The sequence below is a fragment of the Pseudomonas sp. NPDC087612 genome, assembly GCF_044743505.1.
GTDB lineage: Bacteria > Pseudomonadota > Gammaproteobacteria > Pseudomonadales > Pseudomonadaceae > Aquipseudomonas.
The window spans coordinates 70778-87362 of record NZ_JBIUWO010000007.1 but is presented as its reverse complement, the minus strand read 5'-3'; the positions used below and the strand labels follow the sequence as shown (position 1 = coordinate 87362).

Annotated in this window: 14 protein-coding genes; 7 read left to right on the top strand and 7 right to left on the bottom strand. The window is 62.8% G+C overall.

The annotated features are described in order from the left end of the window. The first annotated feature begins 85 nt into the window (after positions 1-85). From ACIOVF_RS15900 to ACIOVF_RS15885, 4 genes are read left to right on the top strand one after another with little or no spacing between them, the layout of a single operon-like run. Positions 86-1180: a polyamine ABC transporter substrate-binding protein gene (locus ACIOVF_RS15900; RefSeq protein WP_093378296.1), complete on the top strand. Its 1095-nt coding sequence runs from the start codon at positions 86-88 to the stop codon at positions 1178-1180. 59 nt (positions 1181-1239) lie between these two features. Continuing rightward, positions 1240-2382: a polyamine ABC transporter ATP-binding protein gene (potA, locus tag ACIOVF_RS15895; protein WP_045201117.1), complete on the top strand. Its 1143-nt coding sequence runs from the start codon at positions 1240-1242 to the stop codon at positions 2380-2382. Beyond that, the gene (locus ACIOVF_RS15890) at positions 2379-3299 is read left to right on the top strand and encodes an ABC transporter permease subunit (RefSeq protein ID WP_115084807.1); all 921 of its coding nucleotides are present in this window, start codon (positions 2379-2381) and stop codon (positions 3297-3299) included. The genes potA and ACIOVF_RS15890 overlap by 4 nt, the downstream gene beginning before the upstream one ends. Continuing rightward, positions 3296-4186, top strand: coding sequence for an ABC transporter permease subunit (locus ACIOVF_RS15885; protein ID WP_010221198.1), 891 nt, complete (start codon positions 3296-3298; stop codon positions 4184-4186). Before ACIOVF_RS15890 ends, ACIOVF_RS15885 begins: the two co-directional genes overlap by 4 nt. Before the next feature lie 70 nt (positions 4187-4256). Here the strand turns inward: ACIOVF_RS15885 and ACIOVF_RS15880 are convergent, their stop codons facing one another. Then, entirely contained in the window at positions 4257-5417 is a 1161-nt protein-coding gene (locus tag ACIOVF_RS15880; protein ID WP_045201122.1) for an AAA family ATPase, read from the bottom strand. Between the two features lie 143 nt (positions 5418-5560). On the opposite strand from ACIOVF_RS15880, the gene ACIOVF_RS15875 reads away from it, so the two are divergent. From ACIOVF_RS15875 to ACIOVF_RS15865, 3 genes are read left to right on the top strand one after another with little or no spacing between them, the layout of a single operon-like run. Next, complete coding sequence (locus ACIOVF_RS15875; protein ID WP_401290702.1) at positions 5561-6652, top strand: efflux RND transporter periplasmic adaptor subunit; 1092 nt, start codon at positions 5561-5563, stop codon at positions 6650-6652. Next, a complete protein-coding gene (locus ACIOVF_RS15870; RefSeq protein ID WP_045201126.1) occupies positions 6649-7719 on the top strand; it encodes an efflux RND transporter periplasmic adaptor subunit in 1071 nt (356 codons plus the stop codon). Before ACIOVF_RS15875 ends, ACIOVF_RS15870 begins: the two co-directional genes overlap by 4 nt. Beyond that, positions 7716-10763, top strand: a complete 3048-nt coding sequence (locus tag ACIOVF_RS15865; protein ID WP_401290698.1) for an efflux RND transporter permease subunit — start codon at positions 7716-7718, stop codon at positions 10761-10763. The genes ACIOVF_RS15870 and ACIOVF_RS15865 overlap by 4 nt, the downstream gene beginning before the upstream one ends. A gap of 78 nt (positions 10764-10841) precedes the next feature. On the opposite strand, the gene ACIOVF_RS15860 is transcribed toward ACIOVF_RS15865, so the two are convergent. The 6 genes from ACIOVF_RS15860 to ACIOVF_RS15835 all read right to left on the bottom strand — a co-directional run bounded on the left by ACIOVF_RS15860 (position 10842) and on the right by ACIOVF_RS15835 (position 16584). Beyond that, positions 10842-11297: an REP-associated tyrosine transposase gene (locus ACIOVF_RS15860; RefSeq protein ID WP_093378320.1), complete on the bottom strand. Its 456-nt coding sequence runs from the start codon at positions 11295-11297 to the stop codon at positions 10842-10844. 128 nt (positions 11298-11425) lie between these two features. Further along, on the bottom strand, positions 11426-12070 hold the full coding sequence (locus tag ACIOVF_RS15855) for a methionine ABC transporter permease (RefSeq protein ID WP_093378325.1): 645 nt from the start codon (positions 12068-12070) through the stop codon (positions 11426-11428). Beyond that, positions 12060-13190, bottom strand: coding sequence for a methionine ABC transporter ATP-binding protein (locus ACIOVF_RS15850; protein WP_195885273.1), 1131 nt, complete (start codon positions 13188-13190; stop codon positions 12060-12062). Before ACIOVF_RS15850 ends, ACIOVF_RS15855 begins: the two co-directional genes overlap by 11 nt. Before the next feature lies 1 nt (position 13191). Further along, positions 13192-13995, bottom strand: coding sequence for a MetQ/NlpA family ABC transporter substrate-binding protein (locus ACIOVF_RS15845; protein WP_093378331.1), 804 nt, complete (start codon positions 13993-13995; stop codon positions 13192-13194). After that, positions 13988-15379, bottom strand: coding sequence for an LLM class flavin-dependent oxidoreductase (locus ACIOVF_RS15840; protein WP_258595346.1), 1392 nt, complete (start codon positions 15377-15379; stop codon positions 13988-13990). The genes ACIOVF_RS15845 and ACIOVF_RS15840 overlap by 8 nt, the downstream gene beginning before the upstream one ends. Continuing rightward, positions 15379-16584 (bottom strand): SfnB family sulfur acquisition oxidoreductase, encoded by a 1206-nt coding sequence (locus tag ACIOVF_RS15835; protein WP_401290691.1) that lies wholly within the window; start codon positions 16582-16584, stop codon positions 15379-15381. The genes ACIOVF_RS15840 and ACIOVF_RS15835 overlap by 1 nt, the downstream gene beginning before the upstream one ends. Position 16585: the final 1 nt, after the last annotated feature.

The window sequence follows — 16585 nt, the reverse complement described above, 5'->3', positions numbered from 1 at the left end:
CATCGAAGGTAAGTTGCGCGCCGGTTTGCTTATCCGGCAGGTATTTCTGCCGTTTGCCACGGGCACATTTGTGAGGACCTCCCACTTGTCTATTTCTGTATTTCGCAAGGCCATGTTGGCTGGAGCGGGTCTGACGCTGGCGATCAGCGTCCAAGCGGCGCCCACGGTGCACATTTATAACTGGTCCGACTACATCGGTCAGACCACCCTCGCGGACTTCGAAAAAGCCACTGGCATCAAGCCGGTGCAAGATGTCTTCGACTCCAACGAAACCCTGGAAGGCAAACTGCTGGCCGGTCGCACCGGCTATGACGTGGTGGTGCCGTCCAACCATTTCCTCGGCAAGCAGATCAAGGCGGGCGCGTTTCAGAAGCTCGACAAGGCGCTGCTGCCAAACTATGCGAACCTCGACCCGGCGCTGATGAAGCGCCTGGAAAAGAACGACCCGGGCAACCAGTACGCCGTCCCCTACCTGTGGGGCACCAATGGCATCGGCTATAACGTCGACAAGGTCAAGGCGGCGCTGGGTACCGACAAGATCGATTCCTGGGCCGTGCTGCTCGAGCCGGAGAACATCAAGAAGCTCTCCAAGTGCGGAGTCGCGTTCCTCGACTCGGCCGACGAGATGCTCCCGGCGGTGCTCAACTACATGGGGCGCGACCCCAACAGCACCAACCCCAAGGACTACGCCGATGCCGAGAAAAAGCTGCTGGCCGTGCGTCCCTACGTGACCTACTTCCACTCCTCCAAGTACATCTCCGACCTTGCCAACGGCGACATCTGCGTGGCTGCCGGTTTCTCCGGCGATGTATTCCAGGCCAAGTCCCGCGCCGAAGAAGCCGGCAAGGGCGTCAAGGTGGCCTATGCGATTCCCAAGGAAGGCGGCAACCTCTGGTTCGACATGCTGGCGATCCCCAAGGACTCCAAGAATGTCAAAGAGGCCCATGCCTTCATCAACTATTTGCTGCAGCCTGAGGTCATTGCCCAGGTCAGTGATTACGTCGGTTACGCCAACCCGAACCCCAAGGCTGGCGATCTGATGGACCAGAGCGTGCGAACCGACGCAGCGGTTTACCCACCGCAAGAAGTGCTGGACAAGTTGTACGTCAACTCCGAGCTGCCTCCCAAGGTGCAACGGTTGATGACCCGTAGCTGGACCAAGGTCAAGTCGGGCAAGTAAAAATCCAGGGTCCGTCACGGCAGGGGCGGACGCAAAAAATCTTGTTGGGAGTTTCACAAATGGCAGTTGCCTCCGGTGCCTATAAGAAAGCCCTCGAGGGCGACCAGCAACCTAAACAGGTGCTGGTCAAAATCGACCGGGTCACGAAAAAGTTCGACGAAACGGTCGCCGTGGACGATGTGTCCCTGGAAATCAAGAAGGGCGAGATCTTCGCCCTGCTCGGTGGTTCCGGTTCGGGCAAATCCACCTTGCTGCGCATGCTCGCCGGCTTCGAACGGCCCACCGAAGGGCGCATTTTCCTCGATGGCGTAGACATCACCGATATGCCGCCCTACGAGCGGCCGATCAACATGATGTTCCAGTCGTACGCATTGTTCCCGCACATGACCGTGGCGCAGAACATCGCCTTCGGCCTGCAGCAGGACCGCATGCCCAGGTCCGAGATCGACGCCCGCGTGGCCGAGATGCTCAAGCTGGTGCACATGACCCAGTACGCCAAGCGCAAGCCGCACCAGCTCTCCGGTGGCCAGCGTCAGCGTGTGGCCCTGGCCCGTTCGCTGGCCAAGCGGCCGAAACTGCTGCTGCTCGATGAGCCGATGGGCGCGCTGGACAAGAAGCTGCGCTCGCAGATGCAACTGGAGCTGGTGGAGATCATCGAGCGGGTCGGCGTGACCTGCGTGATGGTAACCCACGATCAGGAAGAGGCCATGACCATGGCCCAGCGCATCGCCATCATGCACCTGGGCTGGATTGCCCAGATCGGCAGCCCGATCGACATCTATGAAACCCCGACCAGCCGCCTGGTTTGCGAGTTCATCGGCAACGTCAACCTGTTCGAGGGCGAAGTGGTCGACGATGCCGAAGGCCACGCGGTGATCGCCAGCCCCGAGCTTGAGCGCAAGATCTACGTCGGCCACGGTGTCACCACTTCGGTGGAAGACAAGCGCATCACCTACGCCCTGCGCCCGGAAAAACTGCTGGTGACCACCGAGCAGCCGACCTGCGAGCACAACTGGTCGCGCGGCAAGGTCCACGACATCGCCTACCTGGGTGGCCATTCGGTGTTCTACGTCGAGCTGCCTGGCGGCAAGATCGTCCAGTCGTTCGTTGCCAACGCCGAGCGCCAGGGCACCCGGCCGACCTGGGACGACCAGGTCTACGTCTGGTGGGAGGATGACAGCGGCGTGGTACTGCGCTCATGAACGCCCGCAAGCTCAAGCGAGCCTTCAACCGAATAAAGCCCGAGGGGCGCCATGTGGTGATCGGCGTGCCGTTCATCTGGCTGTTCCTGTTCTTCATGCTGCCGTTCTTCATCGTTCTGAAGATCAGCTTCGCCGAAGCCGACGTGGCGATCCCGCCGTACACCGAGATCTACAGCTACGTCGAAGACAAGGTGCAGCTGGTGCTCAACCTGGCCAACTATGGCCTGTTGACCGAAGACGAACTGTACATCTCGGCGTACCTGGGGTCGTTGAAGATGGCCTTCGTCAGCACGCTGCTGTGCCTGCTGATCGGCTATCCGATGGCCTACGCCATCGCCAACGCGCGCAAGGAAACCCAGACGGTACTGTTGCTGCTGATCATGATGCCGACCTGGACCGCGATCCTGATCCGCGTCTATGCCTGGATGGGCATCCTCAGCAACAACGGCCTGCTCAACGCCTTCCTGCTGTGGCTGGGGTTGATCGATCAGCCGTTGCAGATCCTCAACACCAACCTTGCGGTGTATATCGGCGTGGTCTATTCGTACCTGCCGTTCATGATCCTGCCGCTCTACGCCAACCTGGTGAAGCATGACCAGAGCCTGCTTGAAGCCGCCTCGGACCTGGGTTCGAGCACCTTCAACAGCTTCTGGAAAATCACCGTGCCGCTGTCGAAGAACGGCATCATCGCCGGCTGCATGCTGGTGTTCATTCCGGTGGTGGGCGAGTTCGTCATTCCTGAGCTGCTTGGCGGCCCGGAAACCCTGATGATCGGTAAAGTGCTCTGGCAAGAGTTCTTCAACAACCGTGACTGGCCGGTGGCCTCTGCCCTGGCGGTAGTGATGCTGGCGATCCTGATCGTACCGATCCTGCTCTTCAACCGTAGTCAGGCCAAAGAGATGGAGGGCAGGGCATGAAGCGTTTCAGTTTCTCCAAATTGATGTTGGTCCTGGGCCTGCTGTTCATCTACCTGCCCATGCTGATCCTGGTGATCTACTCGTTCAACGCCTCCAAGCTGGTGACGGTGTGGGGCGGCTGGTCGGTGAAGTGGTACGTCGGTCTGCTCGACAACACCCAGTTGATGGGCTCGGTGATGCGCTCGCTGGAGATCGCCTGCTACACCGCGATCGCCGCCGTGGCGCTGGGCACCCTGGCCGCCTTCGTGCTGACCCGGGTCACCCGCTTCAAGGGCCGCACGCTGTTCGGTGGCCTGGTTACCGCACCGTTGGTAATGCCCGAGGTGATCACCGGTCTGTCGCTGTTGCTGCTGTTCGTGGCCATGGCGCAGATGATCGGCTGGCCGCAGGAGCGTGGCATCGTCACCATCTGGATCGCCCACACCACCTTCTGCGCAGCCTATGTGGCGGTAGTGGTATCGGCGCGCCTGCGTGAGCTGGACCTGTCGATCGAAGAAGCGGCCATGGACCTCGGTGCCCGGCCGTGGAAGGTGTTCTTCCTGATCACCATCCCGATGATCGCACCGTCGCTGGCAGCGGGCGGGATGATGTCCTTTGCCCTGTCGCTGGATGACCTGGTACTGGCCAGCTTCGTCTCGGGCCCGGGTTCGACCACCCTGCCGATGGAAGTCTTCTCTGCCGTGCGTCTGGGCGTGAAGCCGGAAATCAACGCTGTGGCCAGCCTGATCCTGCTCAGCGTGTCGCTGGTGACCTTTATGGTCTGGTACTTCAGCCGTCAGGCCGAAGAGCGTCGCCGTCGGGCGATCCAGCAGGCTATCGAAGAAAGCGCTGCCGACTCGTGGAAACAACCGGACGTGCGTCGCGCGCCGGCGCCGGTTTCGGCGTGATCTGAAACCCTTCGCGGGGCAAGCCCGCTCCTACAAATGGGTAGGAGCGGGCTTGCCCCGCGATTAGTTTTCACTCCGGCCAGTGCCAGGCCGGCTCATCGAGCATCCCCTGACCGGCAACGCGGGTCTGCCCCAGCACCTTCTCCAGCACGATCGAATTGCAGCTCGCATCCTGTTCCAACGCGGCCACCAATCTTCGTGCATGCGACACCACCCACACCTGACACTGCTCCGAGGCACGAACGATCAAGCGCGCCAACGCTGGCAGCAAATCCGGGTGCAAGCTGGTTTCCGGCTCGTTCAGTACCATCATGGTCGGCGGCCTAGGCGTCAGCAGCGCGGCGACCAGCAGCAGGTAGCGCAAGGTGCCGTCCGATAACTCGGCGGCGCTCAGCGGCCGCAACAAGCCCTCTTGATGAAACAACACCCCGAACGCCCCACCCGGCACGGCATCGATCTCCAGGCGTGCGCCCGGGAAGGCATCGGCGATGGTTGCCTGCAAGGCCTGCGGGTCGCCGATCTCGATGATGGTCTGCAGCGCGGCGGCCAGGTCGCGGCCGTCGTGGTGCAGTACCGGCGTGCGCGTACCCAGTTGCCGGCGGCGGGCCGGGGCATCACGGTCGGTGCGAAAGTGATCGTAGAAGCGCCAGCCACGGATGCGCTCGCGCAGCAGCAACACCTCCGGGGAGGAGCGCAGGTTGCCGACCTGGTCGAACAGGCTGTCGAAGCTCGGTGTGTGCTGCGCCTGCACCTCCCATTGGCGGCCTTCACGGACCTTGACCATCGGCCCCTGGCGGTCCACCAGCAGGCTGGCCGGGCGGTACAACGGACCTGCCCAGATGCTTTCGCGCTTGATCTGCGGGTCGAGGGCGAAAGATGACCTGCTTGGCTCCGGCAGGCCGAGACCGATGGCGTAGCCGAATTTTTCGTCGCCAAAGCCCAGGCGCAAGCGCCGTGCATGCTGGCGCGGGCCGCCCTGGATGGCGACTTCGCCGTTGCTCATGCGCCGGCTGATCTGCTCGGGGCCGGCCCAGAACGTCGACTCCAGCCCGCCCTCCACCGCCAGGGCGTTGACCACACCGCCTTGCGCCGTTTCTGCGAGCAGGCGCAGGGCCTTGTACAGGTTGGACTTGCCGCTGCCGTTGGGCCCGGTAATGACGTTAAGGCGTGCCAGCGGCAGCACCAGGTGATTGATCGAGCGGTAATTGGCGACAGCCAGGGTGGTCAGCATGGCAGCGTCCATTCAGGCAAAGATGCAGTATCGCCGATTCCACAGGGTGAACGAATTGTGTATGCCGACAAGCGATCAAGGGAACCCTGATCTACGCTAACACTCGCATTCCTAAATAGATCTGGCACATGCAAGGAGCCTGCATGAGGGTGTTGCGTCCTTTATCGCTCGTCTGCCTGGGGGTGACGCTGGTGCTGACGGGATGCGGGGAGAAAAAAGCCCCTGAAGCCGAACTGCCCAGGGTTGGTGTTCAACGTGTTCAGCCCAGTGATTTCGCAGCGTCCGTAACCCTGACCGGCGATGTTCAGGCGCGGGTGCAGACCGATCTTTCCTTTCGCGTGGGCGGCAAGATCATTGCCCGCAGCGTCGATGTCGGCGATCACATCAAGGCCAACCAGGTACTGGCCAGGCTTGACCCCAAGGACCTGCAAACCAACGTCGACTCGGCCAAGGCCGAGGTCTTCGCCGAGCAGGCGCGCGTGACCCAGACCGCTGCGGCCTTTGTTCGCCAGCAAAAACTGTTGCCCAAGGGCTACACCAGCCAGAGCGAGTACGACTCGGCCGAAGCCGCCTTGCGTAGCAGCCAGAGCGCACTCAAGGCCGCCCAGGCGCAACTGGCCAACGCCCGAGAGCAGTTGAGCTACACCGCGCTGGTCGCCGAGGCGGACGGGGTGATCACCGAGCGCCAGGCCGAGGTCGGCCAGGTGGTTCAGGCCACGGTGCCGATCTTCAGCCTGGCCCGCGATGGTGAGCGCGATGCGGTGTTCAATGTCTACGAAGCCTTGCTGGTGGCCCCGGCCACCCGTGAGGCAATCAAGGTCAGCCTGGTGGATAACCCGAAAATCCAGGCTCAGGGTTACATCCGTGAGGTCACCCCGACGGTTTCGGCGCAAAGCGGCACGGTGCAGGTCAAGGTGGCATTGAATGAAGTGCCGCCCGGCATGGACCTGGGCTCGCCAGTTACTGCCACCGGCAAAGTTCAGGGCAAGCCGAGCGTAGAGTTGCCCTGGTCAGCGCTGACCAAAGACCTGCATGAGCCGGCGGTGTGGCTGGTGGGCGAGGGTGACAAGGTGCGCTTGCAGAAGGTCAAGGTGATGCGCTACCTGACCGGCAAGGTGGTGGTGGGCGATGGCCTCAAAGGTGGGGAAACCGTTGTGGTAACTGGCGGACAACTGCTAAATCCGGGCATGCAGGTGGAAATCGCGCCGCTTAAGGACAGCGGGGTGGCGCAATGAAAGCAATCACGTTTGTCTTGGGCGGCGCACTGCTGCTCGTAGGTTGCGGCAAGCAAGCCAGTGCGCCAGAACCTGTGCGACCAGTGCTGTCGGTCATTGCCCAGCCGCAGGTACAGGCCAATCTTGGACGTTTCGCTGGCAGCATCCAGGCCCGTTTTGAAAGCACCCTGGGCTTTCGTGTGGGTGGCCGGATTGCCCGGCGCTGGGTCGATGTCGGCAGTCAAGTGCAACCAGGCGATGTGCTTGCCAGCCTTGATCCCACCGACCAGCGCAACCAGTTGCGCGCCGCTGAGGGCGACCTGGCGAAGATCCAGGCGCAGTGGATCAACGCCCAGGCCAACGCCCGACGTCAGCAGCAGTTGTTTGATCGCGGCGTGGGTGCGCAAGCCCAGCTGGACATCGCGCAGACCGACCTGAAGACCACTGGAGCCTCCCTCAAGCAGGCGCGGGCGGCGGTTGACCAAGCCCGTGATCAACTGGGTTACAGCGAGCTGAAGGCCGACCATGGCGCCGTAGTCACCAATTGGCAGGCCGAGGCCGGGCAAACGGTGAGTGCCGGCCAGGCCGTGGTGACCCTGGCGCGACCGGATATCAAGGAAGCGGTGATCGACCTGCCGACCAGCCTGGCCGAGCAATTGAACACGCAGCTTCAGTTCCTGGTGGCCTCGCAACTGGACCCGGATATCAACACCACAGCGACCCTGCGTGAGCTGGAGCCGCAGGCCGATGCCACCACGCGCACCCGTCGCGCCCGCCTGACCTTGGTCGATACGCCGAATGCGTTCCGTCTCGGCACGGCTATCAGCGTCACCCTGACCTCGGCGGTTTCGCCACGCACCGAACTGCCGGCGTCGGCCTTGCTCGAAAGCGACGGCAAGACCCGGGTATGGGTGGTCGATCCGCAGCAAAAAACCGTCGCCACACGTGATGTGAAGCTGCTTGAGCGTACCCCCGGCAGCGTAGTGCTGGCCTCGGGCGTACAGCCTGGCGAGCGAGTAGTAACCGCCGGTGTAAACAGTCTCAAACCGGGCCAGAAGGTCATCGTCGACGAGGAAGACCCGCAATGAATGGAAGCTTCAACCTGTCGGAGTGGGCGCTGAAGCACCAATCCTTTGTCTGGTACCTGATGTTCGTCGGCTTGCTGATGGGCGTGTTTTCCTACATGAACCTGGGGCGTGAGGAAGACCCTTCGTTCACCATCAAGACCATGGTCATTCAGACCCGCTGGCCGGGTGCGACCCAGGATGAAACCCTGTACCAGGTCACCGACCGCATCGAAAAGAAGCTCGAAGAGCTGGACTCCCTCGACTATGTGAAAAGCTACACCCGCCCGGGCGAGTCGACCGTGTACGTCAACCTGCGCGACACCACCAAGGCCGAAGATATTCCGCAGATCTGGTATCAGGTGCGCAAGAAGATTCAGGATATTCGCGGCGAGTTTCCCCAAGGCATTCAGGGCCCGGGTTTCAACGATGAGTTCGGTGACGTGTTCGGCTCGATCTACGCCTTTACCGCCGATGGCCTGAGCATGCGCCAGCTGCGCGACTACGTCGAACAGGTGCGCGCCGAGATCCGTGAAGTGCCCAACCTGGGCAAGGTGGAAATGATCGGCACCCAGGACGAGGTGCTCTACCTGAACTTCTCGACCCGCAAGCTGGCGTCGTTCGGCATCGACCAGCGCCAGGTATTGCAGGCCCTGCAGAGCCAGAACGCAGTCACCCCGGCCGGGGTGATCGAGGCCGGTCCCGAGCGCATTTCGGTACGCACCACCGGGCAGTTCGCTTCGGAAAAAGACCTGGAAGCGGTCAACCTGCGGATAAACGACCGTTTTTTCCGCCTGGCGGATATCGCCGAGATCCAGCGAGGCTTTGTCGACCCACCCGCGCCGATGTTTCGCTACAACGGCCAGACCGCCATTGGTCTTGCCATCGGCATGAAGGCCGGCGGCAACATCCAGGTGTTCGGTGCCGACCTGCACAAGATGATGGACCGCGTGGTCTCCGAGTTGCCGGTTGGTGTTGGCGTGCATACGGTGTCTGACCAGGCGGTGGTAGTAGAGGAGGCCGTGGGCGGCTTTACCAGCGCCCTGTTCGAGGCGGTGGTGATCGTCCTGGTGGTCAGCTTCATCAGCCTCGGGGTACGCGCCGGTCTGGTGGTGGCCTGTTCGATTCCGCTGGTGCTGGCCATGGTCTTCATCTTCATGGAATACAGCGGCATCACCATGCAGCGGATCTCCCTGGGCGCGCTGATCATTGCCCTGGGCCTGTTGGTGGACGATGCGATGATCACCGTCGAGGTCATGGTCACGCGCCTGGAAATGGGCGAGAGCAAGGAGCAGGCAGCCACCTTCGCCTACACCTCGACCGCCTTTCCGATGCTTACCGGTACCCTGGTGACGGTCGCGGGCTTCGTGCCGATCGGCCTCAATGCCAGCTCGGCAGGGGAGTACACCTACACCCTGTTCGCGGTGATCGCGGCCGCCTTGCTGGTGTCCTGGGTGGTGGCCGTAGTATTTGCCCCGGTACTCGGCGTGCATATCCTCAGCACCAAGGTCAAACCGCACAGCGAAGAGCCGGGGCGTATCGGCAAGGCCTTTGGCAACAGCCTGCTGTGGTGCATGCGTCATCGCTGGCTGACCATCATCGGCACTGTGTTGCTGTTCGTGCTGGCGGTGTTCTGCATGCGATTCGTGCAGAACCAGTTCTTCCCGTCCTCGGACCGCCCGGAAATTCTCGTCGACCTCAACCTGCCGCAAAACGCCTCGATCGAGGAAACCCGCAAGGCGGTGGATCGCCTGGAAGCGACGCTCAAGGGCGACCCGGATATCGTGCGCTGGAGCACTTACATCGGCCAGGGCGCGATCCGTTTCTACCTGCCGCTGGACCAGCAACTGCAGAACCCGTACTACGCCCAGTTGGTGATTGTCAGCAAAGGCCTGGAGTCGCGCGAGGTATTGATGGCGCGCCTGCAAAAGCGTCTGCGTGAAGACTTCGTCGGCATTGGCAGCAACGTCCAGTCACTGGAAATGGGCCCGCCGGTCGGGCGGCCTATCCAGTACCGGGTCAGCGGCAAGGACATCGATGAAGTGCGCAAGCACGCCATTGCCCTGGCCTCGCTGCTCGACCAGAACGAGCACATCGGCGAGATGATTTACGACTGGAACGAGCCGGGCAAGGTGCTGCGGGTCGAGATCGCCCAAGACAAGGCACGCCAGCTCGGGTTGTCGTCCGAAGACGTGGCCAATGTGATGAACAGCATTGTCAGCGGCGCGCCGGTGACCGAGGTCAACGACAACATCTACCTGATCGACGTCATCGCGCGCGCCGTAGACAGCGAGCGCGGCACGCCGCAGACCCTGCAAAACCTGCAGATCGTCACCCCCAACGGCACCTCGATCCCGCTGCTGGCCTTCGCCACCGTGCGCTATGAGCTGGAACAGCCGCTGGTATGGCGTCGCGACCGCAAACCGACCATCACCATCAAGGCCTCGGTGCGCGGCGAAATCCAGCCGACCGACCTGGTGGCCGAGCTCAAGCCGCAGATCGACAAATTCGCCAGCAAACTGCCGGTGGGTTACGCCGTGGCCACCGGCGGTACCGTAGAAGAAAGCGGCAAGGCCCAGGGCCCGATCGCCAAGGTGGTGCCGCTGATGCTGTTCATGATGGGCACCTTCCTGATGATCCAGCTGCACAGCGTGCAGAAGCTGTTCCTGGTCGCCAGCGTGGCGCCGCTGGGCTTGATCGGCGTGGTCCTGGCGCTGGTGCCGACCGGCACGCCGATGGGCTTTGTGGCGATCCTGGGGATTCTTGCGCTGATCGGCATCATCATCCGCAACTCGGTGATCCTGGTGACCCAGATCGACGAGTACGAAGCCCAGGGCTACTCGCCCTGGGATGCGGTGCTGGAAGCGACCAACCACAGGCGCCGGCCGATTTTGCTGACTGCGGCAGCGGCGAGCCTGGGCATGATCCCGATCGCCCGCGAAGTGTTCTGGGGGCCGATGGCCTACGCCATGATCGGCGGGATCATCGTCGCTACCTTGCTGACCCTGCTGTTTTTGCCGGCGCTGTACGTGGCCTGGTACAAGATCCGCGAGCCGCAGCGCCAGTGATTACGCCATCGCGGGTCCAGCCCGCTCCCACAGTTGCAACGGTGTATTCTGTGGGAGCGGGCTTGACCCGCGATGCTTTTAGATCCAGACCGCATCCCAATGAGGATAGTCACCAATTCGCTGCACCAGCCCTGCACGAATAGGGTTGGCAACAATGTAACGAGCTACTGCCTGGACATCTTCTTCATAGCGCAATGCACGATCATGAAACCCAGGCTGCCAGAGTCTGCTTTTGAGTTTGCACGCCTTGCAAATGGCGCAGCCACTGCGTGACTTGAGCCTGCGCATTAGTGTTTTCAATGTGCAGGACTGCAACTCAATGAGCCAATGAAAGTGATCAGGCATTACTACCCAGGCCAGTGATCGCGCAGCGCCTTCTTGCTCAGCTAGTTTGAATTGGGCAACGACGAGCCGGGCCAAGCCAAACTCTCTGAGTATGGGGGCCCGGTTTTCAGTGATGCTCGTCAGTAGATACAACCTGCCGGGTTCGGAAATTCGCCCCCGTCGCAGGAGCTTGGAGTGTGGACGGTCCATGTCGACTTCCTTGAGTTTGAAACTTCAAGGTAGCTGGACTCGCTGGGGGAGCATGGAGGTCTTGAAAACAGAATGTTTCCCTGTGCCATAGATGTGGGAGCGGCGACCCGACTTGACCCGCGATAAATTCAGCGCTTGTTCAAGCCCTTCGCCAACCGGTCCCCGCCCAGTTGAATCAACGCCACCAGCACCACCAGCATGACGATCACCGTCAGCATGATCTGGCTGTCGAAGCGTTGGTAGCCATAGCGATAGGCGATGTCGCCCAGGCCTCCGGCACCGATGGCGCCGGCCATGGCCGAGGAGTTGATCATGGTCACCAGGGTGATGGTAAAGCCGCCAACGATGCCCGGCAGGGCTTCGGGCAGCAGTACATGCCAGACGATATGCCAGCGCCGGCAGCCCATGGCCTGGGCCGCTTCGATCAGGCCGTGGTCGACCTCGCGCAGGCTGACTTCGGCAATGCGCGCAAAGAACGGTGTGGCGGCAATGGTCAGCGGTACCACTGCCGCCCAGACGCCGTAGGTGGTGCCGACGATCAAGCGGGTGAAGGGAATCAAGGCCACCATCAGGATCAGGAACGGAATCGAGCGGAACAGGTTGACGAAGGCGCCGAGCACCCGGTTCAGGGCAGGCGCTTCAAAGATCCCGCCCTTGCCACTGGTGACCAGGATCACCGCCAGCGGCACGCCGGCGAGCAGGGCGATCAGCGATGAGACGCCGACCATCAGCAGGGTGTCGAGCACGCCCTGGAGCAAGCGATCAAACCACATAACCCAATACCTCCACTTGTGCCGCCCATTGCCGGGCGCGCTCAATCACTTGCTCGTGGCGGTGCGGCGAGTTGGCCACCGACACAACAAGCTGCCCCAACGCGCGGCCCTGGATCGGTTCGATGCCGCCTTGCAGCAAGCTGATCCGACCGCCGAGCAAGGCGAATAATGAAGACAATTCCGGCGCCTGCTTGTCTTTGCCACTCACCCGCAAGCTCAACACCAGTGCTGCCTCAGGCCCCGCCGGTTGCGGCTGCAAGCGAGCCTGCAACGCAGCTGGCAGAGCAGGCTGCAAGGGCGCGAGCAGGGTCTTGCTGACCTCATGCTGCGGATCGCCGAACACCTGCCAGACAGCGCCTTGTTCAACGATGCGCCCACGCTCGAGCACCACCACCCGGTGGCAGATATCGCGGATCACCGCCATCTCGTGGGTGATCAACACGATGGTCAAACCCAGGCGCTGGTTGATATCGCGTAGCAGGCCGAGGATCGACTCGGTGGTTTCCGGGTCGAGTGCCGACGTAGCCTCGTCACACAGCAGGATCTCGGGGTCATGCACCAGCGCCCGGGCAATGCCGACGCGCTGCTTCTGCCCGCCGGACAACTGCGCCGGGTAGACGTGATGCTTCTCCTGCAGGCCGACCAGTTCCAGCAATTGGGCAACCTTGCGCTGGCGCTCGGCCTTGGGCACGCCGGCGACCTTGAGCGGTAGCTCGACGTTCTGCCAGACGGTCTTGGCCGACATCAGGTTGAAGTGCTGGAAGATCATGCCGATGCGCCGGCGCAGGCGCACCAGGCGGTCTTCGTCGTACTCGCCGATGTCTACCTGGTCGATCAGCACCCGGCCCTGGCTGGGTTGCTCCAGGCGGTTGATGGTGCGGATCAGCGACGACTTGCCGGCGCCGCTGCGGCCGATGATGCCGAAGATCTCACCGTGCTGGATGTTCAGGTCGATGCCGTCCAGCGCCGGGGCCTGTTGGCCAGGGTACGTCTTGCCGAGGCCAATGAAGCGTACATGGGCGTTGCCCAGCTCCGGGTGCAAGGCCCGTTGCCGGGCCTGTTGCAGGGGCGCGAAAGTGGCCTGCTGCTCCTGCGCCACGCGGGCGCTGATGGCGCTCATTTCAGCTCTCCCAGCCGGCTTGGTAGAGCTTGCCGTGGGCCTGGTCGAGGGCAGCACGCACCACCGGCGAGTGTTGGTAGATGTCGATGAACCTGGCCAGGCGCGGGTCGTCCTTGCTCTGCGGGCGGATGACGAACTGGATCACGTATTCCTTGTGGTCGAGGCCGTCGAACAGCAGCGCCGAAGTGGCGTCGAAGGTCTTGGCCAGGCGGATGTAGGCGGGGTAGCCCTGGACCAGGTCGGCGTCGTCGTAGGCACGCACCAGTTGTACTGCTTCAACCTGGAGGATCTTCAGCTTCTTCGGATTGGCGACAATGTCTTCTTCGGTAGCCTTGTAGCCGACGCCGGGCTTGAGGGTGATCAGGCCGGCCTTGGCCAGCAACTGCAAACCGCGGCCGCTGTTGATCGGGTCGTTGGCGATGGCCACGCTGGCGCCCTCGGGCAGCTCGGCGAAGCTCTTGTACTTTTTCGAATACAGGCCGACGTTGTTGATGATCCCCGGGGCGAAGGGCACCAGGTCGAAACCGGCAGCAGCCTTGGCGTTTTCCAGGAACGGGATGTGCTGGAAGTAGTTCACGTCGATGTCGCCGGCCGCCAGACTGACATTCGGCGCGATCCAGTCGCTGAACTCGATCAGTTCGACGTCCAGGCCCTGTTTCTTGGCCTCGCTGACGGCGGCTTCAAGCGGGATCGAGAAGGCTGCGGTGGTGCCGACTTTCAGGGCATCGGCGGCCTGGGCGGCGCCGAGCAGGCCGAGGCTCAAGGCCAGGGCTGCGACCGGGCGGGCAATAAAGGTCTTAAGCATGCTGTAGCGCTCCCGTCGGGGTCGTGGTGGTGTGGCGATAGCTGGCGCCAGGATGGTCTGCCGGCAGGTGAGGCTGGTCGCTGGCGAAGAGTTTTTCGCGCAGGCTGCCCTGTTCGTAGGCGGTCTTGTACGAGCCGCGGCGTTGCAACTCGGGGATGACCAGGTCGATGAAGTCGACATAGCTTTCCGGGGTGACCGTGCGCGCCAGGTTGAAACCGTCGAGGCCGGTTTCGGCGATCCAGCTTTCCAGCGCGTCGGCGACCTGGGTCGGCGAGCCGATCAGGGTGATGTAGCGCCCGCCCAGAGCGTGCTGTTCGAGCAGCTTGCGCCGGGTCCAGTCGTTGTTCTGCAGGTTCCTGGTGGCAGACTGGATGGCATTGCTTTTCACGTACTGGATCGGCTCGTCCAGTTCGTACTCGGAAAAATCGATAGCGGTGGAACTGGCAAAGTGCGCAACACCGGCCTCGGGGCTGGCATAGCGTAGGTACTCGGCGTGCTTGGCCTTGGCCTGTTCTTCGGTGCGGGCGACGATCACCGTCAGGCCCATGAACACCTTGATGGCTTGCGGGTCGCGCCCGGCTGCGACGGCGGCAGCGCGGACCTTGTCGACCTGGGCGCGGGTGGCGGCCTTGTTCTGGCCGCTGATGAACACGCATTCGGCATGGTTGCCGGCAAAGCCCAGGCCACGCTCGGAGCTGCCAGCCTGGAACAGCACCGGCGTACGCTGCGGCGACGGCTCGCAGAGGTGATAGCCCTCGACCCGGTAGAACTCGCCTTGATGCTTGACCTTGTGCACCTTGTCCGGCTGGGCGTAGATCCGCTGCTGGCGGTCGTTGAGCACCGCGCCGTCTTCCCAGCTGCCTTCCCAGAGCTTGTACAGCACCTGCAGGTACTCGTCGGCCTGGTCATAGCGGCGGTCGTGCTCGGGTTGCTGGTCCAGGCCCATGGCCTTGGCAGCGCTGTCGAGGTAGCCGGTGACGATGTTCCAGCCGACCCGGCCACGGCTCAGGTGGTCGAGGGTGGAAAGGCGCCGGGCAAACAGGTACGGCGGCTCGTAGGTGAGGTTGGCGGTCAGGCCGAAACCCAGGTTGCGGGTGACCGCGGCCATGGCCGAGACCAGCAGCAGCGGGTCGTTGACCGGTAGCTGGATCGACTCTTTGAGCGGTACATCGACCGACTGCTGGTAGACGTCGTAGACACCGACGATATCGGCGATGAACAGCCCGTCGAACAGCCCGCGCTCGAGCAACTGGGCAAGCTCGGTCCAGTATTCGAGGGTTTTGTACTGGCTCGAGTTGTCCCGCGGGTGGGTCCACAGGCCGTGGTTGATATGGCCAACGCAGTTCATGTTGAAGGCGTTGAGCAGGATCTTTTTCTTGGCCATCAGATGGTGCCCCGCAACGGTGGGTTTTCATCGTTGAGGTAGTAGTTGCCGATGGCGTGGTACTTCCAGCGCACCGGGTCGTGCAGGGTGTGCACCCGGGCGTTGCGCCAGTGCCGGTCGAGGCCATGCTCGGCCAGGGTGGCCTGGCTGCCCGACAGCTCGAACAGGGTGGTGCCGGCGGCGAGGGAAATCTCGGTGCTGATCGCCCGCGCTTCGGCCACGGCGATTGAGGCGGCAGCAACAGTTGCGGCATTGGGCTCGGCCTGGGCGCGGTCGAGGTACTCGCCGGCGCGTTCGAGCAGCGCTTCAGTGGCGTGCAAACGGATCGCCAGGTGGCCGAAGGATTTCAGCGTCAGCGGATCTTCGCTGGCCTGCTCGACCCCGGAGTCGACCCATGGCCGGCTGCGGGTGCGCACGAAGTGCAGGGCATCTTCGTAGGCGGCGCGGGCGATGCCGGTGTCGATGGCGGCGTGGAGGATCTGCGCCAGCGGGCCGACCGTGGTCGGACGCTCGAAGGCGCTCTGGAACGGCAGCACGTCTTCGGCGGCGACCTGGACGTTGTCGAACAGCACCGAACCGCTACCGGTGGTGCGCTGGCCGAAGCCGCTCCAGTCGTCGATGACTTTCAGCCCGGCGCTGTCTGCCGGGACGAAGGCCAGGCGCTGGACGCCGTCCTCATCGACAACCGAGGTGGGAATGCGCTGGGCATAGATTGCGCCGGTGGCGTAGAACTTGCGGCCATTGATGCGATAAGCGTCGCCGTCTCGGGTCAGGGCCGTGGTGCGGTCGTGGGCAGTTTTGGTACCCAGCTCGGCCAGGGCATTGCCGAAGCGCTGGCCGGCCAGTACTTCGGCGTACAGGCGCTGCTGTTGCTGCGGGCTGCCGTTGACCCGCAGCACTTCCAGGGCATAGAAGTGGTTCTGCGGGATCTGCCCCAGCGAGGCGTCGGCCTGGGCGATGCGGGCGATGACCTTGGCCAGGGTGACGTTCGACACGCCAGCGCCACCAAAGGCCTTGGGTACGCTGATGCCCCACAGGCCGGAGCGCGAGAACAGTTCAAGTTCAGGGTGCGGCAGGCGTCGTTCGCGGTCGCGCAGGGCGCTGTCGCGGCGCAGCTGGACGGCGATTTCCTCGGCGACTTGCAATGCCTGGGCGTCAGTGTGGATGACCGCGACGTTGGCGTGCGGTTGTGGCAAAAGGCTCATA